Consider the following 26,052-nt stretch of genomic DNA (forward strand, 5'->3'; position numbering starts at 1 on the left):
GGCATCGAACTCTGGCATGGCATCATCATGAGTCACGATGGATCGCGCCCAGCCATGCCCACCTTCGCCGCAGCCTTGCGCTACTGGCTCAAACTCGGCTGCATCAGCTTCGGCGGACCTGCGGGGCAGATCGCCATCATGCACAAGGAGCTGGTGGACAAGCGCCGCTGGATCAGTGACGCACATTTCCTGCATGCGCTGAATTTCTGCATGTTGCTGCCCGGCCCCGAGGCGCAACAGCTCGCCACGTATCTTGGCTGGCGTTTGCATGGTGCAAAAGGCGGCATCGCGGCCGGTGCGTTGTTTGTGCTGCCGTCCGTCTTCATTCTCTTCGGCTTGAGCTGGCTTTACATGGCCGGTGGACACCTGCCGTGGCTGGCGTCGATTTTTCACGGCCTGCTGGGCGCAGTGATCGCCGTCGTGGCTGAAGCAGTGCTGCGCATCGGCAAGAAAGCGCTCAAAAGCCCCACGCTCTGGGCCGTGGCAGCGCTGTCATTCATCTCCATCTATTTCTTCCATGTTTCATTCGTCTTCATCGTGCTCGGTGCCGCCTTGCTCGGCTACATCGGCAATCGTGCAGCTCCAAAACAGTTCCCCGCTGGCAAAGGCCACGGTGCGGCCATGGACACCGCCCCAGCCCTCGAACTTCCGCCCGCACCGCGCGCAACATGGTCACGCAGCTTCAGCATCAACACACTGTGCCTCACGCTTTGGTGGCTTCCTGTCTTTGGCATCGCGTGGTGGCTCGGTTGGAGCAGCACGCAGGCGCAGCAGGGGCTCTTCTTCAGCAAGGCTGCGCTCGTCACCTTCGGCGGTGCGTATGCGGTGCTGCCGTATGTCGCGCAGCAGGCCGTCGAGCATCACGGCTGGCTTTCGCACCCGCAGATGATGAGCGGACTCGCCCTTGCCGAGACCACACCTGGGCCGCTCATCATGGTGCTGCAATTCGTCGGCTTCGTCGGCGGCTGGCAGCATCCCGGCACACTCACACCGCTGGCGGGAGCCACGCTCGGTGCGCTCATCACCACCTGGACCACTTTTCTGCCGTGCTTCCTCTTCATCTTCCTCGGCGCACCGCACATTGAAAAACTCGGCGAGCAACCCCGCCTCAGCGCCGCGCTCACCGCCATCACCGCAGCCGTGGTCGGCGTCATCCTCAATCTCGGCGCACAGTTCACCACGCATGCGCTCTGGCCCGCACACGGTGGCTTTGATGTCTTCGTCGCCATGCTCGCCGTGCTGGCCTTCATTGCCATGCAGCGCTTCAAAATCGGCCTAATGCCCGTCATCGGCGCATGTGCCGCCCTGGGGCTGCTGAAGCTGTTGGTTCTCGGCTGAATCTGCGGCTCAAGCACGCCACGAAGCTGCATTAACACCTGGATACAATCGTTCCAGTAGCGCGACCATGCAGTCGCCGGTCAATTGATGTGCCTGGCGGGACAGCGCGGCAGGCTGGGTGTCTTTTTGCACGCCAGATTTCCACAGGTAATCCAGGGCATCCGCGTGCAGATCGGTCACGGCATCGACGGTTGCATGCCAGTGCTGCGGCTGTGCGCTTTCCTTCCACTCGCCACGGCCGCGACCGAAATGGCAGACCGCGAGATAGGTAAGGAATGCCAGCTTCACCTGCTCGCGGAAATGCTCGCGCGACCAGCGCAGACGCTGATCACTGCCACGCACGAGGTTGTAGCTGCGAATCAATGCGTAAGCGCCGATACCGGAAGCGATGCCACCGAGCAGCGCACCGCCACCGAAGGTCATGCCGCCGAGTTTGAGATCGGCGATGAGTCCGCCCATCGCGCCGCCGGCGAAACTGCCCAGCACACCCCAGATGTTCTCCGAAACGGCCTGCGGCAGATGAAAATGCTCGCGGGCGACCTGACTGAGTTCGTGACCGGCCTCGCCCTTCAAGCCATGCGCTTCGATGAGGTTGTTCGTCGTCTGTTCGATGCGATCTGCGAGCTGTGTGGCGAGTTTTTGCCGCGCATCGTTGTACTCGCGGTTCAATTCATCGCGCTGCCAGCCCACACGCTCCAGCAGCGTCTCGCTGCGCACATCCACACCGTCAAACAGTGCTGCGGTGAGCTGTTCGGAGATCAGGCGCACGGAGGTTTGAAACACGCTCACGTTGCGCTGCGCCCAGGCGCGTTTGATTTGCAGGAAGCTCGGAATTTTCGAGCCCTGCATCAACGGTGCCAGCGATTCCATGAGCTTGTCCTCCTGCACCCAGCAGCGGGCGAAGGCATCGAGCGTCAGCACATCACGCACGATCTCAAACTGCTGCAAATGCTCCCGCCACGACTCCAGCTCCGCCGCTTCCAGTGCAGGGCTACCTTGTGTCCCAGTTTGATTGAGCAGCACGACGACTGGCTTCTCCACCCAGCCGAGAATTTCCATCTCCGGGCCGATGTAACCCGCCGCCTCAGGCGGTTCGGCAGCGTTGACGAGATAGAGCACCACATCCGCCTCATCGCGCACATTTTTCAAAGCCTGCTGACTGCACCACAACGGCTTGTCGGTGATGCGATCCCAGGTCTGCGACAAAAACCACAGCACCGGGCTGCGTTCACGTTTCAGGCGCTTCATCAATCGTGCGCTGTCGCCAAAACCCGGCGTGTCCCACAGCCGCAGCATGAAGCCGCCGGACTCCAGCAGCGTGTGCGATTCGTTAAACAGCGTCACATGCGGCGCATCGCGCACCTCGCCCACGTCACGGCGCAGCAGCGTGCGGGCCAGCGTCGTCTTGCCGGCATTCGTATGCGAAATCAGACTCAGCGTGACGATGTCGGACGCATCACGCACGTTCAGCTCACCCCCCTGCTTGTCGGGAGGACTGGCGGCTTTGGTTCTGGAAAAGAGAGCAGGCACGAGAGACAAAAACTTGGGAAACATTACGACACCGGCGGGTTTGCGCGTGTGGATTCTTTGCGCACGGCCACAATCACTTCAGACGCGAGACCTTCGACCATCTGCGACCACAACTGCTCGCGCCCCGCGATTTTCTCCGCCGACCAGCGGCCAGCGAGGCTCGTGCCGTCGAGCAGCACGATCAATTCCGGCTCCGCATGCTTCGTGAGCAGGCGCTGCCGCACATCGGAAACCAGACGACGCTGTACTTCGGCTTCCGGCGTGGTCGCCATGTTGAACAGCATCACCAGATTCGCCGACACCGGCTGCCACGCGGCGGCAAACTCATCTTCATCGCCCGCCGGGATGCGCACATACTCCGCCCGTGCCATGCCGCCGAAACGCCCGCGCACGCCACGATCCCACACCTCGCGATGCGTCGCTGTCGGCTCCATCGCATGCACCAGCACCTGAATGCGCTCATCCCCGCCTTCCACGGCACGAATCAAGCCGCGCACATGATTGCCCCAGCTCAATGAACGTGCGCTGCGGGTGATCCCCCGCCCACAGCGTGCCGCACTGATGCCAGCGAGCAACAGCCGCGGCACCACGATCAGCACCAGCATCGTTCCCGCATACAGATGAATCCACGGCAACGCCGGAGCCGGTGTCGCCGCCTTGCCTGCCGTGCGATGCATGCCGGCGATCTGATCCAACGGCACAGGCCTGCGCAGCACATTCGAAGCCGGTTTGAACAAGGTTTCAAAGAACACACCCGCTTGATCCTTGCTCAGCAGCGTGCTTTCCCACACCGCGCGATACTCACGCGACCAGCCGCGCGCATACAGCGCCACCGCGCCGCCGAGCGCCAGCAGCGCCGCAGCCACATGCAGCCACACGCGCAGGCGCAGCTGCAACCGCCGCCAGGCCAGCGGCCACGCGAGTTCTTCAAACCGTGCCCGCACCGCCGCTGCGACGCCGCTTTCGACCGCCTTCGACGCCTTGCCGACACGCGAGATGCCATTCGCCAAAAATTCCGCCAGCCAGCCGCCGTGCCCCGTCACCGGCGAAGCAGGCATCAGCTCAAACAACACGCCCAGCACGATCACCACCGCGTTCCAGGCCAGCAAACCGATCAACGGCAACGCCAGCAGGTTGAACTCGTTCGATTGGCCCAAATCCGAAAGCCAGTAGCCGGTGATCAATACCAGCGCCCAGCCAATGAGCGCCCACGACCAACGCCCTTGCGGCACGCGCAGCAGTTCCAGCACCCGGATCAATTCCCCGCGCCAGCCCACCGCCTCGCGGTCCAGCCACTCGGCCCGTTTGTCGAGAAACGACGCGGACCGCTCATCCAGCGCATCCCCCTTGACCTCCTCGGACGCCAGCCCGGCCCGCGTGTACACCGTTGCCTCGCGACGACGCTCCGCATTGACGAGAACGCCATCGGCATCGCCTTCTTCGAGTGCGCGCCATTTCAGCACGCGCTGCCATTCATTCCAATCCATGCGGGGGGGGTGATTTTGCGCACACTAAACGCGGCTTCGAGCGGATGCCAATCCATCATCTGCGGAAACTCGTTTCATCTCACTTTGTCGATCTCCTCTGCTTTGACCAGGGCGCGGAGCACCGCCTTGCCCGCAGATGTCTCCGCTGCATAGAACAACCAGTCACGCCGTGGATTTTCGGGTGTGTTGTAGAAGTGCGGATCAGGAATCCTGGCTGGTTTTTCAAGCAGCTCCAAAACCTTCACCGCAAGCGCAGATGCCCTGGTTGGTTCAGCCTCCGCGAGGCTGATGAATGCATGACTTGAAAGCTCGATGAACGCATAACCTGAACGGTGGAAATCGTCCCAGTGATTCACAGCCATGACCTGCCCGGCAAACCATGCCAGATAGCGGCCTTGCGCCTCGACGACGGGCGCGAGTGTCACTTTCTCTTCCGCAGAAAGATGCCACGGCTTGCTCCAGCCGCCGAGACTTTTGAGAAACACCCCGATCTCTTGCCAATGCTCCGCAGGAATGAGTTTGAACTCCACGCCATGAGCTTTCACGAAGCGCAGGAAGGCATCCTTTCGCCCAGATTCATCCGTCGCTTTCTCCGCCGCCGCCCAGGCCATGATCATGCCGGTGCCAAATGTCTCAGGCTGGATTGCTTTCACCATCTCAAGGGCTGGCTTCGACACTTTGCCGTCGCCTATGAGAGTATCAACGGCTGTGTCAAACAACGAGCCGCTCGGATCAGGCTCCATCGCCCAAGTGCGGAATTCTTTGGCAGGGGCCAGCATGGCGAAGCCATCAAGCAACGCGACAAGGTGCTGCGGGCCATGCTTGTCCAACTCCCAAAATGCGCCACGCAGATCGTTGGCACGCCATTGACGGTCTCCCGCAAGTCCGTCCTCCACCGCCATCTCCAACGCCGCGCGACAGGTGCGCGGCTCGGCGAGGAGCTTCCGCAACCATGAGACGTACTGAACGGTGCCTGGAGGCACGGGCGATTGCCGCTGCCAGCGCTCCGGCACTGGCGTATAGCTGCCACTCTCACGCACGCTGCCAATGAACGCCCTGCGACGTGCTGGATCAGGATCCACGAGCAGATCACGCAGACCCCGCACGAAACTACGGGCCTGCGGCACAGTCATATGCTCCTCCAGCCCGATGTATCCGGCCAGCGCCTCCAGCGAACTTGCTGCTGTCTCCGGCTTTGCCAGTTCTGCTAAGAACAAGCCTTCAAGCGACACATCAAGCTTTCGCAAGCGCCACACCAGCGTGATGAAGTCCAGCGTGCCTCCTGCAAAAAAGCGGTCGGTGAAACTGTGACCGGTGAAAATCCTCCGCGCTTGCTCATTCTGCAAAAAACGCCCGGCGGTCTCGACAAACTGGTCCGGCGCGCAGAAGAACAAGGCCGCGCCAGCGCGAACGGCCGCCTCGTCGATCTTCCCCGTTTCACTCAGCAGCGGCAGGATCGTGCTCTCCACTTCCTGCCCCGCCTGACGCTGCCAGGCATCCCACACCAGAATGAGCGCAGCGCCAGGCTGTGTGACGACGCCGTCTGCTGGCAATGCCGCGCTCGTAGGCGAAGTAGAACTAAATGATCGCTGCGGCTCACGCGCCCACACTGCTTTTGCCTTGAGCAAGTCTCTCGCGAGCACCGCGGCATCAGTGAGAGGACGTTTCTTTCTCAGCGCATCTTCGGCGATGCTGCCGAAGGCGATGTCGGCAAGCTCGCGGAAAGCTAGGGCTGTGCGACACAGCTCCGCACTTCGCTCGGATGAATCCAGCATCAGGTGTTGCAATGGAAGTGTGGAGGATGTCGGCAGCTCGCCGCATGACTCCGTGAGATGCTGGAGCCAGCGCGTCAGCAGATTCATGGTAGCGTCGGCCTGGGCCGTTCGATTCTCACGCGAATACGATGAAGCCATGCCGCCCAGTTTTTCCAAGAGCGGGCCGATGCTCTCCGCTTTAATTTCTTTCAGCAACGCGAGCGCTGCCTCGCCTCGTTCTGGCAGCGCCAAGATCACCAAACGGACGCGGGCTTCGTCGAGGCGCTCACTCAATTGCAAAGCGGTCTCGTAATGCTGGCGTGCGGTCTCAGGCTGGCGCAGCAGCTCAAAATCCTGGCCTGCGCGCAGGAGTTCGCGCGCAGTCGCTCCGTCCTGCGGCTTTGCAGCGGCAAGTACGGCATCCCAAATGCCGCCTGTCTTCCATTGCTCCATGAGCCGGCCATCCAGGCCACCCCAGCCGCTGTCTGGACGGAGCTGATGAAGCTGTCGCATGGCCTCACGCACCTGGATGTCAGCACTCAGTGCTTTTTTGCCCTGACGGTCATCAACATCAGTTCGTGGCGGTGATCTGCGCAGGCATGCCAGCGTGCTAGCGGGCACAGGACCATGAATGCGGGCAAGAGATTCATTCGGATGCGGCACCACGGGGATTTTTTCGACCAACGCAGCCTCATGGGTGAAGCCCAGTGTCTCGAAAGCAATCTTCAAGTCTTTGCCGTCATACTCGCTTGCCAGCGTGCCGGAGCAAAACCGCTTCGCAGCATCATGCGCCGCCGCAACAAGAGCAGGCGGGCGCTCATGCAGCGCCAGCACGGCTCGCAGCAGCGCGGCATCCAGATAGCTGCGCACGATTCCCTCCAGCGGAAAAGTCGCCGCTTTTGCCAGACGCTCCGCAGCGAGTCGAATGGCTGCTTGCTCAGCCGCTTCATCAGCAAACTGTGTGTCGGCCTCCCAGGCCAGCCAGGCACCAAGCCACAAGTCCGCGAGTGTCGCATCAGGCTTTGCCAGCCGCCGCTCCATCTCAGCGCGGGCCGCCGCAGCCTCGCCATGACGCCACTGCGCAACCAGCTTCAGCCAGGGATCACGCAACATGCCGATCCATGGCCCCTTCGGATGATAGAGGCTGCTGGCACGCGTTTTTACATCGTGAAACACGCCGAAGGTTTCGATCAGACTCTGTGGCCAGCGAAGCAGGACATTGGGGAAACGCACTCCATCCTTACCGAGCAAGGGTGATCCCTGCCCATAACTCCCGAAGGGACTATGCTGAATGATCCATCCCGTCGGTGCCTGATGCCGCGCTTCCTCTTCCAAGGCGCGGGCGTATTGCTCCCACCATTGGCTTGCCTCCAAACTCACCAACCAACCCAAAACAACTTCATAACGGCTCTGCACGCGAGTGCGCGGCAGCACCCAATCATCCGGCAGTTCCCTTGCAGCGCGTTCTTGCACCGCGATGGTCGCGTCCTGCCAAGCCGCCGCGTTTTTCCAAGTCTTCGTCTCCTCCACCTGTCGATATACCGTGCTCAGCACGAAGGGAGTCAAGGTCTTGCTGATGACCTGAAACAAAGTGAGCGCCTGCTGCTGATAACGCTCCTGCTCAGGGCTGGAAGAATTCGCGAGCTGCTTCGCCGCAGTGAAGGCCAGCACCGGATAACGGCCCGCGAACAGGTCCACGCAATGCTGCATGACCTGCATGTACGCGCTGGAAAGCCTTCCGTGCCACATGCCCAGCCACCAGGCGTGCAGCGCTTCATTGTCCGGGTTCTTTTTCAACACATCAGCAATCTCAACAGGTTTGCCGCCGCCTGGCTCAGTATTGAGCGCCAGATGTGACATGCCTGCCGCCGCCATCTCACGCTTGATGTCTTCTGCCAAGACTTTGGCACCACTGGCATTCAGCGCCCACAGATGCAGCAGCGCAAAGATGCGCGCCTCATCCTGCGCGACAGGCACATGCACCACATTCTCCAGATGTCGCATGAACCGGTCTCCGATCGACGGCGGCGCGGCACGATGCACATACGCGAGCGACGACCATGCCTCATGCAACACAAAGTCACGCGTGCCTGGAGGCTGGTCGCTGAAATCCCGGCTGCGAATCTCGGCCAGGTTGCCTGAGCCGCTTACCGGCGATGGCACCGCAGGCTCGACCACCAAAGCCTCACGCGTGCTGAGCAGATGAAGGAAAGCCTTCGCAGCCGCGTCATCACGCCCAGCTTCTTCCAAAGCCACCGCCTGGAGACTGAGCAAGCCGAGATGCCGTGAGAACTTCAGTAATGCGTCCGTGAGCAGTACGGCCACATGTTCCCATGCGTGCAGCTCGCAGGCCACTCGCGCCAGTTCTTGCAGATCGCCAGCAGCCAGGCGCGAGTCTTTGACGGCCTCTGACGCCAGCGCCCATGCGCGAGCGTCGTCGCCGACAATCAAATGCAGGCACGCTAGGCGGCACTTGGCCTGCGGTGTCGCATGGCGCTGCGCCCAGCTCTCTGCCGTGCTCAGAGCATCATCCCAAAACCCCGCCTCCTCCTGGCGGTCCACGACCTCGCGCAGCAAAGCCTCGTCTCCCAGGCCAAGAGTGGCGGCTTTAGTGAGATTGGCCCGCTGAGCGGGATAAGAATGGGAGGCGCCTTCGACCTCCGCATGTTCCAGACAGGCAAGCGCCGAGCCGGGCTGCGCATCATGCCTCGCGGCAAAGAGTTTCACCAGCTCTGGCATTTTCCACGCCGCCCCCGCCGCCCATTTCAACGGCCGCAGCAATGCGAGCTTCACATGAGGGTCGCTGGCTCCATCATGCAGCGCGAGCAACATCCGCTGCGCGGTAGCGGCCTGTCCTTCCAGGATGCATGACTCCGTGAGGTCAAGGAGCGCCTCCGCGTTCGTCTCACCTCGATCAATCGCAGCCTGCAAGGCCTGCACGCAGGCGGCGGCATCTCGCTTCACCGTCTGTGCGGGCAGCCATCCCACCAAACAGCAGGCCATGATGAATGCGGTTAAGATTCTCATGCCGCCATATAGCCTGTATCAGCGTCGCCGGGCAAGCCTTGCGTGCTTATTCCAATCGCAGATTGCATTTTCACGAATGATTCTTCGCTGAGAGCAGGATGCCGGCTGCTGATATTTTCAGCTTTGCAGACTTGTCAGGCATTGCGCGGCTGTGGCATGATCCGACCATGATTAGCCACCGTTTTTCTCTCCCTGGGTCCGTTGCTGGAATGCTGGCAGCACTGCTGCTCTCAGCAGCAGGCGCAGCGGCTTCGTCGCTGGCACCAACGACGGAAGCGGATGACGTCCGTTCCGCTCTGGGCATCTGCCGGGGCAGGATCGCCAGCATCGAGGCGTTCCGGCATCCGCAACGCGGTGGCATCTTCACCCGCATGCAGATCACAGTGCTCGAAGCGATCAAAGGCACCTTTCCCGCCACCTTCACGGTGATCCAACGCGGTGGTGTCATCGATGGTGAAGGCGAATCCAACGGCCTGGCGGGTGCTTTTGCCGTGGGTGACGAACGTCTGCTCCATGTCATTCGGCGTGCGGATGGTTCGCTGGAACTGCTGCGGGGTTTCGCCGGAGCCGAGGCCATTGGCACCGCGCCACGCGGTCGCCGCTTTGCCAGCGAGCAGAAACTGCGCCGCGTGCGTCAGCTTGCCGCAAGCGCAGGCGCTGCAACCACCACACCGATCACGGGCAGCGATTTCAGCAGTGAAACCGGCAGCCAGCAGGCAAACTCTGGCACGCCGTCGAACGCCACGGGACTTCTGGTGGATGGCAGCGGCCTTCCGGCACGGCTGGTGGTGCCTGATCGCGGCGAAGCCATCGGCTATCTCGTCGATACCCAGGCATTGCCCGCAGGCATCACGCAGGAGCAGGCGCTCACGGCGGTGAGCCAGGCGCTGGCGGCGTGGAGCGCGGTGACGGGTGTCACCTTTCGCTATGACGGATTGCAAAATTTCGGCACATCCGCAGCCTCGGTGAATGTCTCCGATGAGCGGCTGCGCATCCAACTGCACGATCTGCATAGCGAGATCACCGGCGGCACCACGCTGGGCATCGGCGGGCGTGCCTTCACCAATGTCAGTAGCAACTTCTCCGCCACCGGCGGCGGCGGCGGGCAGGTGAACGGCCTCGAGTTTCATAAAACGACCCGCGGCTACATCGTGCTCAAACACACCGCCACCTCCATGCAAACCCTGGCCACCTTCGCGGAGGTGCTTTGCCATGAAGTCGGCCACGCGCTGGGCATGGCGCACTCCAGCGAGAATGCCGCAGAGTCCGACACCACCTTGAAGCAGGCCATGATGTACTTTCAGGCACATGCCGATGGCCGTGGCGCCACGCTGGGCAGCTACGACGGCCCGGTGATTCAAAAGGTGCACCCGCCGCTGGATACGCCGCCCTATTCCTATGACCGCATCATGCCCATGGTCTCGGCTCCTTCCGCCATCACCACGGTGGTCGGCATCAATGAAATCCAGCTCTTCGGCTGCGATCTCCAGACGGCCTCCGCCGCGCTGACGCTCGTCACCACCGGTCCCTCGTCAGGTTCGGCAGGAGCGCTGAGTTTCACCGGCAATACGATGAAGGTGACCCAGGCAGGCTACTTTGGCGACGCCAGCGTCGATCCGGCCACTTCCTCCTTCTATGTGCTCAAGTGGGTGCGCTTCTCCGATGGCGTGAACTGCTCGCCCTGGTCGCGCGTGCGCATCACCGCCATCTACGAAGACACCCTTCCCTCCGGTGCGGAAGACGGCCTGCCGGACAGTTGGATGACCACGCACTTCGGCTCCATCACCCCCAGCGCCGGCACGCTCAGCCGTGCGGGCGATGACAAGGACGGCGACGGCTTGAGCAACCTCGCCGAATTCCGCAGTGGCACCAATCCGGTGGATGCGGCCTCGCGGCTCCAGACGCTGTCGTTTGATGCCGCCTCCCTGCAATGGTCGGCCACGCCGTATTTGCTCTACACCATCGAATCCTCGACGGATCTGATCACCTGGACACGCTTCGGCAACCCCGTCCTGCCCACCACCAGCACCGGTCAGTCCGCCGGCACTTTCATTCCCACAGCCACCGCACGGAAGTTTTATCGAGTGCAGTTCTCGCCTTAGGCCGACATCACCACCAGCCGCCCGCCAGTCATGCGCAGATGCAGGTGTCCAAGAGCGGCAGCCTCGCTGCTGGAGTGGGTGACGTGCAGCACGGTGAGCGCATGCTCGGATTGCACGCGCTGGAGCAGCGAAACGGCCTCGGCACGCATGCTTTCATCGAGCGCTGAGAGCGGTTCATCAAGCAGCAGCAGTTTGGGTTGTGCCGCGAGAGCGCGAGCCAAGGCCACGCGCTGTTTTTCGCCGCCGGACAGCATGTCGGGCAGGCGATTGAGCAGATGGGTGATGCCAAACTGCTCGGCGAGTCGATTCACGCGTTGATTGAGCTCGTCGGGCGGTACACCACGCAGTTTCGGGGCAAAGCCGATCTGTTCGCGCACGCGGAAACCGGGAAACAACGCCAGATCCTGCGGCACATAGCCGATGCCACGCTCACGCGGTTCCAAATGCGTGACATCAACGCCATCCAAGATCACACGGCCTGAAGTTGGCTCACGCAAGCCGCAGAGTATCTCCAGCAGCGTGGTTTTGCCGCAACCGGTCGATCCCATGAGCACGGCATAGGTATTCGCGGGAATAGACACCGTCACGTCCTCCAGGATCGTGCGGCCCGCGACCTTCCAGGTGAGTTGTTCGAGCTGAATCATTCGGCAGCGGAGTTGATGGTTTAAAGTGGGTGGTTGAGAGTCGGATTCGGTTCGCGGCAGGCCATCAACTATCAACCAACCGCTATCAACCAAGGTTCATACTTTTTCCCCCGTCGCACGCACCACCACCAGCACCAGCACGGCCAGCAGCACCATGAACAAACTCACCGCCACGGCGGCTTCGAGATTTCCCACGCTGAGTTCGAGCCAGACCGTCGTCGGCAGCACCTCGGTCTTCATGCGCGTGGCACCCGCAAAGACGAGGATCGGCCCGAATTCACCCAAACTGCGCGCCCAGGCGATGCAAAACGCCGCCACCATGCCGCGCCGTGCCGCCGGCAGCGCCACATGCCACAGGGCTTGAAACCGCGTGCAGCCCAGTGTCAGTGCCACATCCTCGGGCCGCGCCGAGAGATGCTGAAACGTCCCGCGCATCGTACGGATCGCAAACGCCGCCGCCACCACGAACTGCGCCAGCACCACGCCGCTGACTTGATAGGTGAAGGGAATCGCCATCTCGATCACCTTGCCGATGCGAGTCTGGAAAAAGATCAGCAAACACAGCCCCACCACCAGCGGTGGCAGGATGATCGGGATGTCCAGCGCCGCATCCAGCCACGATTTGCCGCGAAACTCACGACGCGACATCAGATACCCCACCGGCACCGCCAGCAGCAGCGCGAATCCCGCGGCCAGCGAGCACGTCACGAGACTCAGCCACGTCGCATGCCGGATCTCCGGCGACATCAGCACCTTCAGCCACGACTCCGGCGTGCTATAGGATGCCGTGGCTCCCAGCAGCAGTGCCCAGAAAAGCAGGTAGGCCGCCGTGATGAGGACGAGCACCAGCCAGCAGAGATTGGAACGGTTGAGGGACATGCTGAAGAAATTCCAAGCTAGTCTGCATTTCACTTCAGGCAAAAGATCATCCGCTGGTTATTGCCTGCATGCACCCGCAGCGCCGCATCCCGCCCTTTCCGGCTGATGTTAGCAGCACAGGTCAGCGGACGGCCTGATTCACCTCGTGCGGCAGCAGTTCTGCATTGCCGGCCTGGTCGGCGGCTTGGGCCTTGAAGCACCCGTTGGCGGGTGTTGCGAGTGTGGCCTCCCAATCGGCGACGCCGGCCTGCTGGGTGATGATCCTAGCCACCGTGCCATTCACGGTGATGCTGGCGACCTCGCCGTTGTCGTGCGAGACACCGCGGATGATGGAGCGTTTGCCGTCATGCCGGATGCTGGTGATCAAGGTCGCCGGCGGCAGGTCATCGACGGGAGCGAGCAACTGCGGGAAGGCGATCGGTTTGACTTTGGCGGCACGCACCGCGCTACCGGTGAAGCCATCGACACTGCGATAGTCCGCGTCCTTCATCGCGTCGGGGAATTGCATGCTGACGACGCGCGTGGTGCCGCTGGTGTCGTGAAAATAATAGCTCACCGGATGCTCCAGTGTTTCGCTGCGCGGACCGCCGCCGAGATCGACCACGCTGCCGCCGCGCGACTGGCTGTTGGTCATGACGAGATCTTTGAAGTGCCCGCTGACGCCCGCTTTCGGTGCGGTGCAGGCGAGCTGGATGAGCGGATCACGCCCGACGCGGCAGTTGGCCAGCGTGAGGCGTTCATAGGTGAAGTCGCCAAACTGGATGCTCTCGTCGTCGTGGCCGCGGTTGACCGGCTCGGAGTTGACGTTGTCGAAGTCGAGGTCGCGATACACATGCGCGTCGTAGTCGGGATGATAGACGCCATAGACGGCGTTCTTGACCCGCAGGCCATCGAGCAGAAAGAACTGCAGGTCCGGCCGCACGACGTAATGCGCCTCCCAGGCACGCAAATTTTTCGCGATGAAGGGATGCGTGCGATCGCCATGCACCGAACCGTTCTCGTCATCGCCAAAGTTGAAGCTGTAGAGGCCCTCGCTGTGCGATTCGTTGTCCTCGAAGCGCAGGAACGGCAGCGTGCGCACATCGCGCGCGGCGGTCGTGCCGTCGGGTTCACGCAGGCGCAGCACGGGGTTGAAGTTCGAGGTCTTTGCCAGTTCGAAGTGATAGCCGTAACGGTCATTTTCGCAGGAGACGTTGCGCGTGAAGGTGTTGCGGCCATTCGCCCACCAAAAGCCCGCGCCATCGTTGGGATCAAAGGGCAGCACCTGCTGCGGCAGCTTTTTGGTGACGAACGCCTGCACCGCGAGATTGCGGTCGAGCACGTTCCACTGCTCGGTGGCGTCTTCGAGGAAAAAGCCGTGGCCGCGCGACTGGTAGCCGACGCAGTCGCGAATGAGCAGATGATCGGTGCCATGGATGGTGATCCAGCGGTTGTGTGAGTCCCAGATGCTCGCACCGGTGACGCCGCTGCCGCGCATGGTATCGCGCACGAGGTGAAAATGGATCGCATACTTGCCCAGCACGCCGTCTTTGCCGAGATGCCGGAACTCCGCATAGCTGATGCCGCCGGAGGAGTCGCGATGATACATCGTGTGGCCGCGCACTCCGGCCGGATTTGCGGATTCGACGACGACATTGCGCGAAAGATTGGCCACCTCGCAGCGCATGATGCCTTCGCCATGATGCGGGTGCTGCAACGGCCGGTCCAGCGTGATCCCGGCCTCATGCATCGCGGTGATGATGCGCTCTTCCGTGCCGGCGGGCTTGGGATTTTTGGCATCCTGGCGGAAGGTGTGCCCCGAGCCGTGCATCTGCCCCGAGGTGATGATCACGCGGTCACCCACGCGCCAGCCGGTCACGCCCTGCTGCAACTGCACGCTCGCATCGCCCGCCTTCGCCGGTGCGGCCAGTTTCACCCAGGTGCGGCTCAAGGGCGCGCCATGCACCTCCCAGTGGCCGCCGCAGACGGTGATCGCAGGCAGCGTTTCCGGGTTGGTGCCCGCGAAATGCCGCAGCCGGATGGTAGCCGTCACGCCCGCAGGAATCGGCTGCTCGATGCTGCCGATCTCAAGCAGCGGACGGGCTGCGCCGACGTTCGCCACTGGCGCGGCATCGTGGCAGTTGAACCCGTCTTCCGTCGTGCTCTCGCCCGGCTCCACTTTGATCAGGCCGACCTCCAGCAGCGTGGATTTCTCGCGCGAAAACGTCAGCCCGCCCGCCACGTGCAGCATGCGCAATGCCGCAGGCGAATGCACATCGTAGGTGATGCGGTGACCGGCGCGGACTTGCACAAAATCACCCGCCTGCGGCAGCCGCCCGCCTTCCCATGTCGATGCATCCGACCACCTGCCGCTGCTGGCGCTGCGGGCGTTGAAGATGACGGGATCGGCGGCGGTCACAGCGCTGACCAACAACAGGAGGCAAAGAAGAATTTGGAGATTCATGGTCGGTGGTGTGCGGTTCGTCATACTATACGACTTGGATGCACCGACTTTGCCAACCTCCCCGCTTCACCACACGATGTCCTGCCCGGTCTTCTCGTCGAGCCACTTGCGCAGCTTGCCGAGGCCGCGCCGGTTGCGGCGGAAATGGGGTGGAGAATTTGCGGCTTGCCGAGGAACATCTGTTTGATTTTTGCGGCAGCATCTAGCAGAAGCTCCGTGCCATGAGCCGCAGACGCAAACAACCTTACCACCAGAGCCGGGCGTTTGACCGGTCTTGCCGCTGCCACGGGCGCTGCGGGTATTGCCTGGGGAATCGAATGGTCCGGCAGCACCAGCGGGTGCTGGTTGTGGCGCAGCAAGCAGGGGAAAACGGCACGCTGGTGACGTCTGGTGCGGCGATCGGCGGACGCCATGCACCGAGGCGGGTGGGGCAAGTGCGGCGGCGCGGGGTTGAAATCGCTTCTGGCAGCATGAATCCTTTTACGGCACCTCATGATTTTTGAATCCTTCGGCCGCATCTGCCCTGAAATCGCCAAGGCCGAAACGTGGCGCTTCACGTTGCCCAAGCCCCAAGGCGGGCTGCAAGCCGGCCACTACGGTTTTCTTGAATACTTCTGCACTGACGCCACATGCGATTGCAGACGCGTCTGGCTCGGCGTTGAATACTTTTCAAAGTGGCCCCCGGGAAACTCCCCAGGCACGTACATCGCTACCATCGGATATGGCTGGGAAACGCCCGAATTTTACCTCAAGTGGAGCCACGGAGAGCCGACCGCTGCCGACCTTGCAGGTGCGCGCCTGGAGCCCTTTCAGCGGCAATCCGCCGCCGCCGCTGCGGCACTGGCGATGACAAAGAGTGTCATCCTCTCCTCGCTCGGAAACGTCCTTCGTCTCCGTCAACACTATGCCACCTTTCGGGCCAAGCTGCCCCGGTTCCGTTAATGATGAAGCCTGGAGATAAGAGACCTGCAAGCAGCGCCGCTGAGGTGCCCATCGCCCGCTCCTGGGCCATCGCGGGCACTCCAGTGGTGGGCGGAAGCCTGCCCGGGCCACTGGGTGCGGTGGCGGGCCTGGACCTCTTTGAAAACGCCGCCGAGGCGGGCGCGGCGGGTGGCTTTGAACGGTGGAAGGTCGAGGCAGCAGTGGCGAAGCAGGCCTTCGAACAGCGCTGGGGCATCCCGCTAGGGAAGCGTGTGCGTGTGCAGCTCCGCGGTGAACCACGCGAGCGTGAGGGGCTGCTGCGCGTCGCTGAGGAGGATCAGACCTCTGGTGGGCGGGATGCCCGGAAGCTCCGCCTCAGCCTGGCGGGGTACGTTTTTCCCGCCGCGTTGATCGAAAGCCTCTCGCGGGTGTGATTGCTGCTATCATCGCCGTTGCCCCGGCGGTTGGAAACCGCCGCGCCTTGATCTCACTTCTCGTACTTCTGCCCGATCTTCTCGTCGAGCCACTTGCGCAGCTTGTCGAGACCTTCGCCGGTTTCGGCGGAGACGGGGTGGATTTTGATGCGTTTGAAGCGCTCCTTGAAGTGGACGAGGTTTTCTGCGCTCTCGGGGAGATCGACCTTGTTGGCGAGGATGCACCAGGGGCGTTTGGCGAGTTCGTCGGAGTAGAGCGAGACTTCTTTGCGGACGATTTCGAGGTCGGAGACAGGATCGCGGCCTTCGGTGCCGGCGGTATCGACGACGAAGAGCAGGACGCGGCAGCGCATGATGTGGCGCAGGAAATCATGGCCGAGGCCGATGTTTTGATGCGCACCTTCGATCAAGCCGGGAATGTCCGCGAGGGTGCCGCGACGATTGGGAGCGAATTCGATGACGCCGACCATCGGTTGCAGCGTGGTGAAGGGGTAGTTGGCGATTTTCGGCTTCGCGGCGCTGAGTTTGGAGAGCAGCGTGGATTTGCCCGCGTTCGGGGCACCGACGAAGCCAGCATCGGCGATGCTGCGGAGCTCGAAGTGGAAGTCGCCTTCCTCACCGGCGGTGCCGGGGGTGAACTCACGCGGAGCCTGATGCGTGGAGGTCTTGAAGTGGACGTTCCCCTTCCCGCCTTTGCCGCCTTTGCAGAGCACAAAGGTGGAGTTGGTCTCGGTCAGATCGGCCACGGGCTCGTAGCGCGTGACGAGTTCATTGGTGGCGTTGTCGTATTCCTGGGTGATGCGGCTGACGAGCGTGCCGGGCGGCACCTTGTAGGTCACGTCCTTGCCGCTGCGGCCGGTGCATTGCGTGGCACCGCCTTTGGCACCGTCTTCGGCGAGGAGGCGGTGGTTGAAGACATAATTGCGCAGGCTGTCGGTGCTGGGATCGACGAGCAGGATCAAACTGCCGCCATTCCCACCATCGCCGCCGTCAGGGCCGCCTTTGGGACGAAATTTACCACGGTGGAAGTGCGCACTGCCATCGCCGCCCTTTCCGGCACGCGCATGAACTTTGATCTGATCGACAAACATGGCCGCGACATAGCTGGTGATGAGCGTAGGGGCAAGGGTTTAGCTTGCAGGCTGCTTTCAGCGCCCCGCAGCCGCCTCCACCTCGGCGGCCTCATTCACCGCAGCTGTGGGATAGAACAACTGCATGGCACTGCGAATCTGCGGGCTTTTTTGACTGGCCGCATAGATCGCATCGGGGATGCGGCGATGTTTGGCGAGGAGGTGGTAGGCGCTGAGGGCTTCGAAGCCGGCGTTGAGAGAGCCTTCCATCGGCAGATAGCTCAGGCCATCGACGTCGAGATTCTCGACCATGCCCCAAGGCGGGAAGTAGGAGGCCTTTTCCAAGCGTTCGAGCAGTTCGTAAATCTCCGCTGGCTGCGGGTGCAGCGTGGCGGACATGAGAATGTAATGCGGATGAATGAGCTTCTGGTCCGGCAGATCGACGCCGCCGACGTAGTAGCTGTTGCCCGCGTGGTTTTCGCCAGCGGAGAGGCTGTAGATGCCATTGCGCGCGGCCTGCGAGTTCGGCCAGCGTTTGGGAATGTAGGCCCGCTGCGCACCGAGCATGGCGCGGCGTACGCTGAGCCAGCGCACGCCGTCATGGGCGTCGGGCGCGTCACTGTCGAAGTCGGGATGAAACAAGCTCTGCACCTCGGTGATGAAACCGGTGCCCTGCCAGGCCTTGCCCGGCGTACGCATCGGCGGCGGGCGATGCTGCGGATTCGCGATGCCTTCCATGAGCATGACCAGTGTCGTTTCGCCGCCCCAGTCCTGCCAGCCGTGCGGCAGGAGCGTGATGGCATCGTCGGCGAGGCCGTGGGACATGTGACCGTCGGGCAGACGGAGCAGATCGTATTCGATGCGCTGCAATTGTAGCACGATGTCCTCCGCCACGGCAGGTTCATCGAGCATGATGGCCGCGAGCAGCATGGACTGCGCGTAAATGGCCGTATCGACGGTGCTGTATTCGGTATTCGGATGGATGTGATAAGCGTTGTCCCGGCGATGCACAAAGTGCGGCAGCAGCCCACGCGCCGTTTGGAGCTTCTTCACCGCCTCATGTGTGCGCGACAGCACCCAGCGGGCATAATCCGGCGTCACCACGCCGACAGCTTCTTGCGCCGCAGCGGCAGAAGCGAGCACATACATTCCCGTGGCGGAGACGGATTCGAACGCGCCTTCCTCGATGTGCGCACGGTCGCGGACAAAGCCGGTGTCGATGGAATAACTGCGCGCAATCTTCGCATACGAAGCCAGGAACGCATACGCATCCCAGGACATCTGCGGCAGTTCAACGCCGAGGAACAAGCCGGAGATTTTCACCTCCGAGCCGGGTTCCGCCGTCCACACGATGGTCTTCCCATCGCGAACTGCCTCTGACGCGACGGGATACACAAACATGCGGTACTGCGGCGCGTTCAATTCGATCATCTGTGACCAGCGCAGTTCTTGTGACGGCGATTTGATCTCCAGCTTGAGCTTACCGCGTCCGGCGGCCTCGATCATCACCGCACTGACACGCGGCTGATGTTTCGCGGTGATCGGTTCGGGATAAGCCCGGGTGAAATCCATCACGCGGTTCACATTGCGCGCCTGTCCGGCCAGACTGTGCCACATGCCCGCCCAGCCATCGGGCTGCTGGCTCAGATGCACCACGATTTCGTCCGTGAGCCACTCGATCTCGTGCTCCACCGGTCCGTGGAAGCCAAAGTCAGTGCCAAGATGCGTGTAAGTGGTGAACGAGTTCAGCCGCTTCGTGCCGGCCTGCACCTGCTGCGCCGCATCGCGATGAATGAAATACTCCTGCACCGGCTGCCACACGAGGCGTGTGCCGGGCTGCGCCATCGCCTGCACGCAAAGCAATGCAGCGACGGCTCCGATGGTTGGAAGGAGGCGCATCAAGCCGCTACGTTACGGGCGAACGTGATTTTTTACCACATCTGCCATCACGTTTTTTCATGCTCCAGGCGTTTTCCCGGCACACCCTTTTCACTCAAGAGCTGCGCAAGCATCTCCAACTCGATGACACTAGGCGACATGGTTGCTTTGGGGATTAAAGCCCACAGCCCATTGTTCAACTCAATGCAAAGCACTGCATCGCACAACACCCAGCGATTCATGGCAGACCATGCAAAGCTGGATTCAACGCCTCGGTCAAGATCCGACATGCCGATATCAGAAATGGTGACGGCCACCTTGTAGGATTTGAAACCATCCAGCGCATCAACCATCTGTAAATTCAACGATGCCCGGTGGAACCGGAACGTTTGCACGACCATGACCCCGATCATGCAGGCCAAAAAAGTCCGCTCCGCCAGCAAGGACGCGTAAAGGCCCAGCATCATGGCGGCATACCAAGGCAACACTCTCTTCCAGTATGTGCGTCTGGTGGGCCGCCAGCCATCACCATAGACGGCTAACCGTTGAGCTTTGACGGTCTTCTCATCAATTTCGACCTCGAAGCGAATGACATTATCGGGAGCCAGCCCCCGAATGGTGTCAGCGATAGAAGGCGATGCATCAACGCTCATCGATCGGCACGACCTTCTGGCCATACGGCTTGCCGACGTACTCGCTCAGCGGACGGAACAGGCGGTTTTCGCTCCACTGTTCGAGGACGTGGGCGGTCCAGCCGCTCATGCGGGCGATGGCGAAGATCGGCGTGAACAGATCAGTCGGAATGCCGAGGCTGTAGTAAACGGTGGCGCTGTAGAAATCGACGTTGGCATTGAGGCCTTTGCGCTCACGCATGATTTCGGCGATGCGTTCGGACATCTGAATCCACTTCGATTCGCCGAGCTGGCTGGTGAGCTGGATCGCCATCTCGCGCAGATGCGGCGCACGCGGATCGAGCACTTTGTAAACGCGGTGGCCGATGCCCATGATTTTTTTCTTTTGGGCGAGGGCGTCTTCGACCCAGGCATCGACTTTGTCCGTTGAGCCGATCTCTTCGAGCATGTGAATGACACCTTCATTCGCACCGCCGTGCAGCGGGCCTTTGAGCGCACCGATGGCGGCGCTGATGGCGGAATACATGTCGCTCAGCGTCGAAGCGACAACACGGGCGGTGAAGGTGCTGGCATTAAAGCCGTGCTCGGCATGCAGCACATATGCGACATCGAGAGTCTTCTCGGCCTCCTTGCTCGGCACTTCACCATTGATCAAATAAAGAAAGTGAGCGGCTTCGCTGAGATCCTTGCGCACCGGCGGCAGTTCAAGACCCTGACGCGCACGATGAAAGTAGGCGGCGATCACACCGATCTGGGAGGTCAGGCGGATGGCGGTGGCGAGATTTTCGCTCACGTCGATGTCGTGGCGCTTCAAATCGTAGCAGCCGAGCATCGAAACGGCGGTGCGCATGACATCGATGGGGCGCGCAGTCTTCGGCGCTGCCTTGAGAAAGTCGATCACGCCCTGCGGCAGTTCGCGTTCGGCACGCAGCGCGGTGGTCAGCTTGTCGAGTTCAGCGCGATTCGGCAGCTTGTTGTAGTAAAGCAGATGAACGACTTCTTCGTAGCTGACTTTGACGAGTTCGTTGATGTCGTAACCGCAGTAAAACAGCACGCCCTCCGCTCCCTTCACCTCGCCGAGGCGGGTTTCAGCAGCAACGATTCCTTCAAGACCTTTGGATACGACAGACATGGCAGTGGACGGGGGTTTAAGTGATATACAGCAGATAGCGTGCTCAAACTACGCCTCAACCAAAGAGTCATTCACAGAAAAAGAATTCTGCGATTGGGGATGTCCGGCAGCCCCTGCGGACAGGAGCGGTTTCGCCTTGTGAAAAGAGCGCCACTGGCCTAGCTGCGTGCATGGCCGAGCCGTTTCGCCTTCTTTTCGTCTGCCTGGGCAACATTTGCCGCTCTCCTGCGGCCGAGGGGGTCATGCGTGCGCTGATCGAGGTGGAAGGTCTTGCTGAACGCGTCGCGATCCGCTCCGCCGGCACCGGTGGCTGGCATACGGGCAAGCTGCCGGATCAACGCATGCGCAGCGCGGCGCAAAATCGCGGCTACGACCTTAGCAGCCGCGCCCGGCAGATCAGCGAAAACGATCTGCGCGACTACGACCTCGTGCTCGTCATGGACCAGCAGAACCTGCGCGAGACCCGATCCTTTGACCGCGAATCACGCTTTGCCCCGAAAATCCGCCTGTTCTGCGAGTTCTGCACCGATCACGAAGTCAACGAAGTCCCCGATCCCTACTACGGTGGCGAGCAGGGCTTTGAGCATGTGCTCGATCTGCTGGAGGACGGCTGCCGCGGCGTGTTGCAGCACATTCGCCAGCAAAGCGGGCTGGTGTAGCCACGTTCGCCAGAACGTGGAAGGCTCACGATGACACCTTGCGGCTGCTCCAAGCTCTGGCGAGCTTGGCTACAAACGGGCTGGTGTAGCCACGTTCGCCAGAACGTGGAAAGTCTCACGATAACACCCTGCGGTTGCTCCAAGCTCTGGCGAGCTTGGCTACAAACGGGCTGGTGTAGCCACGTTCGCCAGAACGTGGAAGTCTCACGGTGACACCCTGCGGCTGCTCCAAGCTCTGGCGAACTTGGCTACAAGCGGGCTGTTGTATCCACGTTCCCCAGACCGTGGAAAGTCTCACGGTGACACCCTGCGGATGCTCCAAGCTCTGGCGAGCTTGGCTACAAGCGGGCTGGTGTAGCCACGTTCGCCAGAACGTGGAAGTCTCACGGTGACACCCTGCGGCTACTCCAAGCTCTGGCGAGCTTGGCTACAAGCGTAAAATCGCCTCGGCCACACGCATCCCATCCGCCGCTGCGGAAATGATGCCGCCCGCATAGCCTGCGCCTTCACCGGCAGGATAAAAATGCTTCACGCTGATGCATTCGAGCGTCTGCGGATCACGCGGAATGCGCGCCGGCGTGGAACTGCGGGTCTCGACGCCCGTGAGCACCGCTTCTTCAAGCGCAAAGCCTGGCAGACTCTTGTCGATGCGCGGAATCGCCTCCTGAATCGTTTCAATCGTGTATTCGGGCAGGCATGCGCGCAGATCGGTCCACACGACGCCGGGTTGATAGGATGGCAAAACCTTGCCGGGGCCGGTGGAGGCCCGTCCTGCCAAGAAATCGCCCAAGAGCTGCGCTGGCGCATGATAATTGCCGCCACCGAGCACAAAGGCCTGACGCTCGAGGTTGCGCTGAAACTCGATGCCGGAGAGCACATCGCCCGCAGGCATGTCCTCGGGCCGCACATCGACCATGAAGCCGCTGTTCGCGTTCGCCTCCTCGCGCGCATAGCTGCTCATGCCGTTGGTCACCACCATGCCCGGCTCCGATGTGGCCGCGACGACGAGACCGCCGGGGCACATGCAGAAGCTGTAGGCCGCCCGGCCCGTGCCGCAGTGCGCCACGAATTTATAGGGGGCGGAACCGAGCCGAGCATGCCCGGCCCATTTGCCATAAAGCGTGCGGTCGATCAGCTTCTGCGGATGCTCGATGCGCACGCCGATGGAAAACGGTTTCGCCTCAAACGGCACGCCATGCCGGTGCAGCATGTAAAACGTGTCTCGCGAGCTGTGACCGATGCTGAAGATGAAACGTGATCCTTCAAGGGTCTCACCATCCGCGAGCGTCACCGCACGCATCACGCCGCCCTCGATCACCACATCCGCCACGCGTGCCCCGAAACGCACCTCGCCGCCGAGTGCGATGATTTCCTCACGCACATGCCGCACCACCTTGATGAGGCGATCGGTGCCGATGTGCGGCCTGCTCTTGATCAAAATGTCCTCGGGTGCTCCCGCTGCCACCATTTCACGCAGCAACCACGGGATGCGACGCTCACGATCACGGATTTGCGTGTAGAGCTTGCCATCGGAGAAGGTTCCGGCCCCACCTTCACCAAACTGCACGTTCGACTCGGGGTTAAAATCCCAGCCGCGCCGCCAAAAACCGGTCACATCACGCGCACGATCACCAGCGGCCTTGCCACGCTCCAGCAGCAGTGGTTTGAGACCTGCACGCGCCAGCAGCAGACCGCAAAACAGCCCGCACGGCCCGGTGCCAACGATCACCGGCCGCGCAGAAGCCGAATGCGCCACCTGCTTTGCGATCTCACGATACGTTTCATCCGCTGCCGGGCCGATGCGTGGATTGTGGCCGATGCGTTTGAGCACCCGCGCTTCATCCTTCACTTCAACCAGCAACGTGAAGCTGAACTCCACATGACCACGCCGCGCATCAATCGCCCGTTGCTTCACTTTGAGGCTGATCACCTCTTCATCGCGCACGCCGAGCGTTTTGAAGACCGCAGCACGCAGATCTTCGTCGCGATGATCGACGGGGAGGAGAACCTGAGAGAGTTGCAACATGGGTAGTGCAAGCGTCTCGCTTGCAGAACATGCAAATGCAAGCGGGACGCTTGCCCTACTTCGCGTTCTCGGCCGCCTGGGCCGGCGGCGTGTGCCAGCCGAACACCTTGTCGCCGTTGAACAGCTTGTGATGCTCTGGGGTCATGCCGCCGTAGTCAGCGATGACTCCGGCCTGCTCCACCGTGCCGACGCGGAGGTTCGCATACACGTCACCCTCGTCATAGAGCACATGCAGCGGGTCGTTCGCGCGCAACTGCACGCCTTTGATCGGACGAACCACGGTAAACTTCCATGTGTTGTCGATGTGCTGGATAGAGCCCAGTTCGCGATAGATCAGCGCCTTCGGGACATTCTTGAGGTCATACTGCGTCGCCAGATTGGCACGCCAAGGATCATAGGCCGCACTGCCTGGATTCGTGTAATCCCCGGCCCAGAACATCTGATAGGGGGTGGGGTCTGGCCGCTGGGCGCGAATCTCAGCAGGTGACTGCGTGGCTGGGAAGGCGTGACGCACCGGCAGGGGATCGACGCGGTCGGCGATTTTGCCTACCAGCGAGAACACATCACTCACCCGGCCATAGGTGAAGAACTGGTGCGAGTCGATCAGCTCGGAGGTTGCAACGCGCGTTTTTTTAATCGTGAGACGATGCTCGTTCGCATTCGAGAACAAATTGAAGCTCAGCAGATAGTCCACGTCCTTGTCCATCACCGGCGCCTTGGTCAGCGCATCCTTCGGCAACGCCAGCGTCTGCGTGCCAGTCTTGGTTTCCTCGGTGGTGAGATTAAACACCCGCACCTGGCCGCGGCGCAGCAGATTGGTGCTGAGGCTGTCCGCCAGCGCCCGGCCCAGATCCGGCCGCCGGGTGCCGTCCACCGTCACATCCTCGGCATAGATTGCGACCTTGGGCCGTTCCGCGCTTTTCACATACCAATCACCCTCGGCGTGGAGTTTCGAGGAGATGACCGTGCTCATAAGAGCAACCGTGGCGAGGGCGAGGCGTTGGGTGTGCATGGTCCGTTTGAGGTTCGGTGATGCTAACGGTTCAAAAATCACTTGGGAAGCAAAATCTCACCCATCAAGGGCGGGTGATCACCCCATTGCGCGAGGCGGATGCATCGCCGCACAACACCGAAGTTGTACGGTCCGCTCAAGGTTTTTTCACCAGCGCCCGCACTTCCGCTGCACCGATCGCCTGATGAAACACCATCTGGGTGCCAAGCGGCTGGCTGGTGGAAGCCGTTTCACCCTTCTTTTTCCGCACCGGCAGCGGATCTTCGAGCACGGTCTGAATTTCCGACACATGGCCGACACAGTTGCCACACGCGTCGATCACCGCTGAGCCGCTCGAACCCGGCGCCCAGTCGAGCGTCGTCTCCAGCCACACCGGTTTTGGCACTTCCGCGCCTTCCGGCAAATCTGCCGTTTCCTTTTTCCGCAGAAACGGACGTTTCACGAAGCGGCTCACGATGCCCTCGCTGAAATAGCCGCGCTTGCCGCTTGGATCGCTGAAACACCACACGGGATCGCCAGGACTCACATCAAAGCCGAGAGGCACGGCGGTGAGCGGCGTGTCGGATTTGACGCGGATGATCGCACTGTCCGTGCCCGCATTGCACGCGAGCACCTCGGTGACAGGCAAAAGCACATCGTCTTCTGTAGCGGCCACGAGCCAGCCTTCCTTCATGTCAGGCGGCGACGCGATGACATGCGCGCAGGTTGCCACGGCACCATCCGCCGTGATCGCATAACCACCGGCAAGGTCGAGATGCCATTTGTCACACTTCGAGCACAGGAAGTAAGCGCCCACGCGAATGTGCGAGAGCCGCGCACGCTGCCAGCGTTCACGCGACGGCAGCGGCTTGGTGTCCGCCACAGGCAGCGCGAGCGTGCAACTGGCCTGCTTCGACTGTTCCAGCACTTTCGTCATCGACAGCAGCGCCGATGCCTCATGCAATTTCTTCGCCTGCGTCATCAACGTCGCATTCGGACGAGCGCCGCGACCTTCCGCGTAAACCGGCACGCCCGGAGCCTGTGCAATGGCGTTTCGCACAACCAACAAAAAGGCGAGTTGAAATAAGAAGGAGCGCAAGGGGGA

The 26,052-nt window shown here is 61.6% G+C and carries 18 protein-coding genes; 5 read left to right on the plus strand and 13 right to left on the minus strand.

Annotated elements, in window-relative coordinates; all coding sequences use genetic code 11:
* The first annotated feature begins 54 nt into the window (after positions 1-54).
* Positions 55-1,338: a chromate efflux transporter gene (chrA, locus tag ACKVY0_RS25960; RefSeq protein WP_409217777.1), complete on the plus strand. Its 1,284-nt coding sequence runs from the start codon at positions 55-57 to the stop codon at positions 1,336-1,338.
* A gap of 9 nt (positions 1,339-1,347) precedes the next feature.
* Here the strand turns inward: chrA and ACKVY0_RS25965 are convergent, their stop codons facing one another.
* From ACKVY0_RS25965 to ACKVY0_RS25975, 3 genes are all read right to left on the minus strand, one after another.
* Positions 1,348-2,868, minus strand: coding sequence for a GTPase domain-containing protein (locus tag ACKVY0_RS25965; RefSeq protein WP_409217778.1), 1,521 nt, complete (start codon positions 2,866-2,868; stop codon positions 1,348-1,350).
* A 23-nt stretch (positions 2,869-2,891) separates the two neighbouring features.
* On the minus strand, positions 2,892-4,355 hold the full coding sequence (locus ACKVY0_RS25970; RefSeq protein ID WP_409217779.1) for a hypothetical protein: 1,464 nt from the start codon (positions 4,353-4,355) through the stop codon (positions 2,892-2,894).
* A 74-nt stretch (positions 4,356-4,429) separates the two neighbouring features.
* Complete coding sequence (locus tag ACKVY0_RS25975) at positions 4,430-9,136, minus strand: tetratricopeptide repeat protein (RefSeq protein WP_409217780.1); 4,707 nt, start codon at positions 9,134-9,136, stop codon at positions 4,430-4,432.
* 167 nt (positions 9,137-9,303) lie between these two features.
* Here ACKVY0_RS25975 and ACKVY0_RS25980 point away from each other — a divergent pair, with 167 nt between their 5' ends.
* Positions 9,304-11,238, plus strand: coding sequence for a matrixin family metalloprotease (locus tag ACKVY0_RS25980; protein WP_409217781.1), 1,935 nt, complete (start codon positions 9,304-9,306; stop codon positions 11,236-11,238).
* Here ACKVY0_RS25980 and ACKVY0_RS25985 read toward each other — a convergent pair.
* The 3 genes from ACKVY0_RS25985 to ACKVY0_RS25995 form a co-directional block, all read right to left on the minus strand.
* Complete coding sequence (locus tag ACKVY0_RS25985; RefSeq protein WP_409217782.1) at positions 11,235-11,882, minus strand: ATP-binding cassette domain-containing protein; 648 nt, start codon at positions 11,880-11,882, stop codon at positions 11,235-11,237. The genes ACKVY0_RS25980 and ACKVY0_RS25985 overlap by 4 nt on opposite strands.
* 96 nt (positions 11,883-11,978) lie before the next feature.
* Complete coding sequence (locus tag ACKVY0_RS25990) at positions 11,979-12,761, minus strand: ABC transporter permease (protein WP_409217783.1); 783 nt, start codon at positions 12,759-12,761, stop codon at positions 11,979-11,981.
* Between the two features lie 121 nt (positions 12,762-12,882).
* Complete coding sequence (locus tag ACKVY0_RS25995) at positions 12,883-15,204, minus strand: G8 domain-containing protein (RefSeq protein WP_409217784.1); 2,322 nt, start codon at positions 15,202-15,204, stop codon at positions 12,883-12,885.
* Between the two features lie 492 nt (positions 15,205-15,696).
* Between ACKVY0_RS25995 and ACKVY0_RS26000 the strand changes: the two genes are divergently transcribed.
* Positions 15,697-16,146, plus strand: coding sequence for a hypothetical protein (locus ACKVY0_RS26000; RefSeq protein WP_409217785.1), 450 nt, complete (start codon positions 15,697-15,699; stop codon positions 16,144-16,146).
* A 44-nt stretch (positions 16,147-16,190) separates the two neighbouring features.
* Positions 16,191-16,559, plus strand: a complete 369-nt coding sequence (locus ACKVY0_RS26005; RefSeq protein WP_409217786.1) for a hypothetical protein — start codon at positions 16,191-16,193, stop codon at positions 16,557-16,559.
* A 53-nt stretch (positions 16,560-16,612) separates the two neighbouring features.
* On the opposite strand, the gene obgE is transcribed toward ACKVY0_RS26005, so the two are convergent.
* From obgE to ACKVY0_RS26025, 4 genes are read right to left on the minus strand one after another with little or no spacing between them, the layout of a single operon-like run.
* Positions 16,613-17,650 carry a GTPase ObgE gene (gene obgE / locus ACKVY0_RS26010; RefSeq protein ID WP_409217787.1) on the minus strand — a complete coding sequence of 346 codons (1,038 nt, stop codon included), beginning with the start codon at positions 17,648-17,650 and terminating at the stop codon, positions 16,613-16,615.
* Between the two features lie 57 nt (positions 17,651-17,707).
* Entirely contained in the window at positions 17,708-19,528 is a 1,821-nt protein-coding gene (locus ACKVY0_RS26015) for a hypothetical protein (protein ID WP_409217788.1), read from the minus strand.
* A 47-nt stretch (positions 19,529-19,575) separates the two neighbouring features.
* A complete protein-coding gene (locus tag ACKVY0_RS26020) occupies positions 19,576-20,160 on the minus strand; it encodes a hypothetical protein (RefSeq protein WP_409217789.1) in 585 nt (194 codons plus the stop codon).
* Complete coding sequence (locus ACKVY0_RS26025) at positions 20,150-21,271, minus strand: citrate synthase (protein ID WP_409217790.1); 1,122 nt, start codon at positions 21,269-21,271, stop codon at positions 20,150-20,152. Before ACKVY0_RS26025 ends, ACKVY0_RS26020 begins: the two co-directional genes overlap by 11 nt.
* 170 nt (positions 21,272-21,441) lie before the next feature.
* On the opposite strand from ACKVY0_RS26025, the gene ACKVY0_RS26030 reads away from it, so the two are divergent.
* Positions 21,442-21,930, plus strand: a complete 489-nt coding sequence (locus ACKVY0_RS26030) for a low molecular weight protein-tyrosine-phosphatase (protein ID WP_409217791.1) — start codon at positions 21,442-21,444, stop codon at positions 21,928-21,930.
* Positions 21,931-22,357: 427 nt separating this feature from the next.
* Here ACKVY0_RS26030 and ACKVY0_RS26035 read toward each other — a convergent pair whose 3' ends face one another.
* From ACKVY0_RS26035 to ACKVY0_RS26045, 3 genes are all read right to left on the minus strand, one after another.
* Entirely contained in the window at positions 22,358-23,956 is a 1,599-nt protein-coding gene (locus ACKVY0_RS26035; protein ID WP_409217792.1) for an NAD(P)/FAD-dependent oxidoreductase, read from the minus strand.
* Between the two features lie 55 nt (positions 23,957-24,011).
* Positions 24,012-24,968, minus strand: coding sequence for a hypothetical protein (locus ACKVY0_RS26040; RefSeq protein ID WP_409217793.1), 957 nt, complete (start codon positions 24,966-24,968; stop codon positions 24,012-24,014).
* 136 nt (positions 24,969-25,104) lie between these two features.
* A complete protein-coding gene (locus ACKVY0_RS26045; RefSeq protein WP_409217794.1) occupies positions 25,105-26,046 on the minus strand; it encodes a serine protease in 942 nt (313 codons plus the stop codon).
* Positions 26,047-26,052: the final 6 nt, after the last annotated feature.

The organism is Prosthecobacter sp. (genome assembly GCF_046154365.1).
Lineage (GTDB): Bacteria > Verrucomicrobiota > Verrucomicrobiia > Verrucomicrobiales > Verrucomicrobiaceae > Prosthecobacter.

What these genes read in the sequence shown, in the direction of transcription:
- ACKVY0_RS25985 (WP_409217782.1), bottom strand. Translation starts at nt 11,882, where the DNA reads ATGATTCAGCTCGAACAACTCACCTGGAAGGTCGCGGGCCGCACGATC.
- ACKVY0_RS25990 (WP_409217783.1), bottom strand. Translation starts at nt 12,761, where the DNA reads ATGTCCCTCAACCGTTCCAATCTCTGCTGGCTGGTGCTCGTCCTCATC.
- ACKVY0_RS26000 (WP_409217785.1), top strand. Translation starts at nt 15,697, where the DNA reads ATGATTTTTGAATCCTTCGGCCGCATCTGCCCTGAAATCGCCAAGGCC.
- ACKVY0_RS26040 (WP_409217793.1), bottom strand. Translation starts at nt 24,968, where the DNA reads ATGCACACCCAACGCCTCGCCCTCGCCACGGTTGCTCTTATGAGCACG.
- chrA (WP_409217777.1), top strand. Translation starts at nt 55, where the DNA reads ATGCCCACCTTCGCCGCAGCCTTGCGCTACTGGCTCAAACTCGGCTGC.
- ACKVY0_RS26015 (WP_409217788.1), bottom strand. Translation starts at nt 19,528, where the DNA reads ATGCGCCTCCTTCCAACCATCGGAGCCGTCGCTGCATTGCTTTGCGTG.
- ACKVY0_RS25975 (WP_409217780.1), bottom strand. Translation starts at nt 9,136, where the DNA reads ATGAGAATCTTAACCGCATTCATCATGGCCTGCTGTTTGGTGGGATGG.
- ACKVY0_RS25980 (WP_409217781.1), top strand. Translation starts at nt 9,304, where the DNA reads ATGATTAGCCACCGTTTTTCTCTCCCTGGGTCCGTTGCTGGAATGCTG.
- ACKVY0_RS26030 (WP_409217791.1), top strand. Translation starts at nt 21,442, where the DNA reads ATGGCCGAGCCGTTTCGCCTTCTTTTCGTCTGCCTGGGCAACATTTGC.
- ACKVY0_RS26035 (WP_409217792.1), bottom strand. Translation starts at nt 23,956, where the DNA reads ATGTTGCAACTCTCTCAGGTTCTCCTCCCCGTCGATCATCGCGACGAA.
- obgE (WP_409217787.1), bottom strand. Translation starts at nt 17,650, where the DNA reads ATGTTTGTCGATCAGATCAAAGTTCATGCGCGTGCCGGAAAGGGCGGC.
- ACKVY0_RS26025 (WP_409217790.1), bottom strand. Translation starts at nt 21,271, where the DNA reads ATGTCTGTCGTATCCAAAGGTCTTGAAGGAATCGTTGCTGCTGAAACC.
- ACKVY0_RS25995 (WP_409217784.1), bottom strand. Translation starts at nt 15,204, where the DNA reads ATGAATCTCCAAATTCTTCTTTGCCTCCTGTTGTTGGTCAGCGCTGTG.
- ACKVY0_RS26020 (WP_409217789.1), bottom strand. Translation starts at nt 20,160, where the DNA reads ATGAGCGTTGATGCATCGCCTTCTATCGCTGACACCATTCGGGGGCTG.
- ACKVY0_RS25970 (WP_409217779.1), bottom strand. Translation starts at nt 4,355, where the DNA reads ATGGATTGGAATGAATGGCAGCGCGTGCTGAAATGGCGCGCACTCGAA.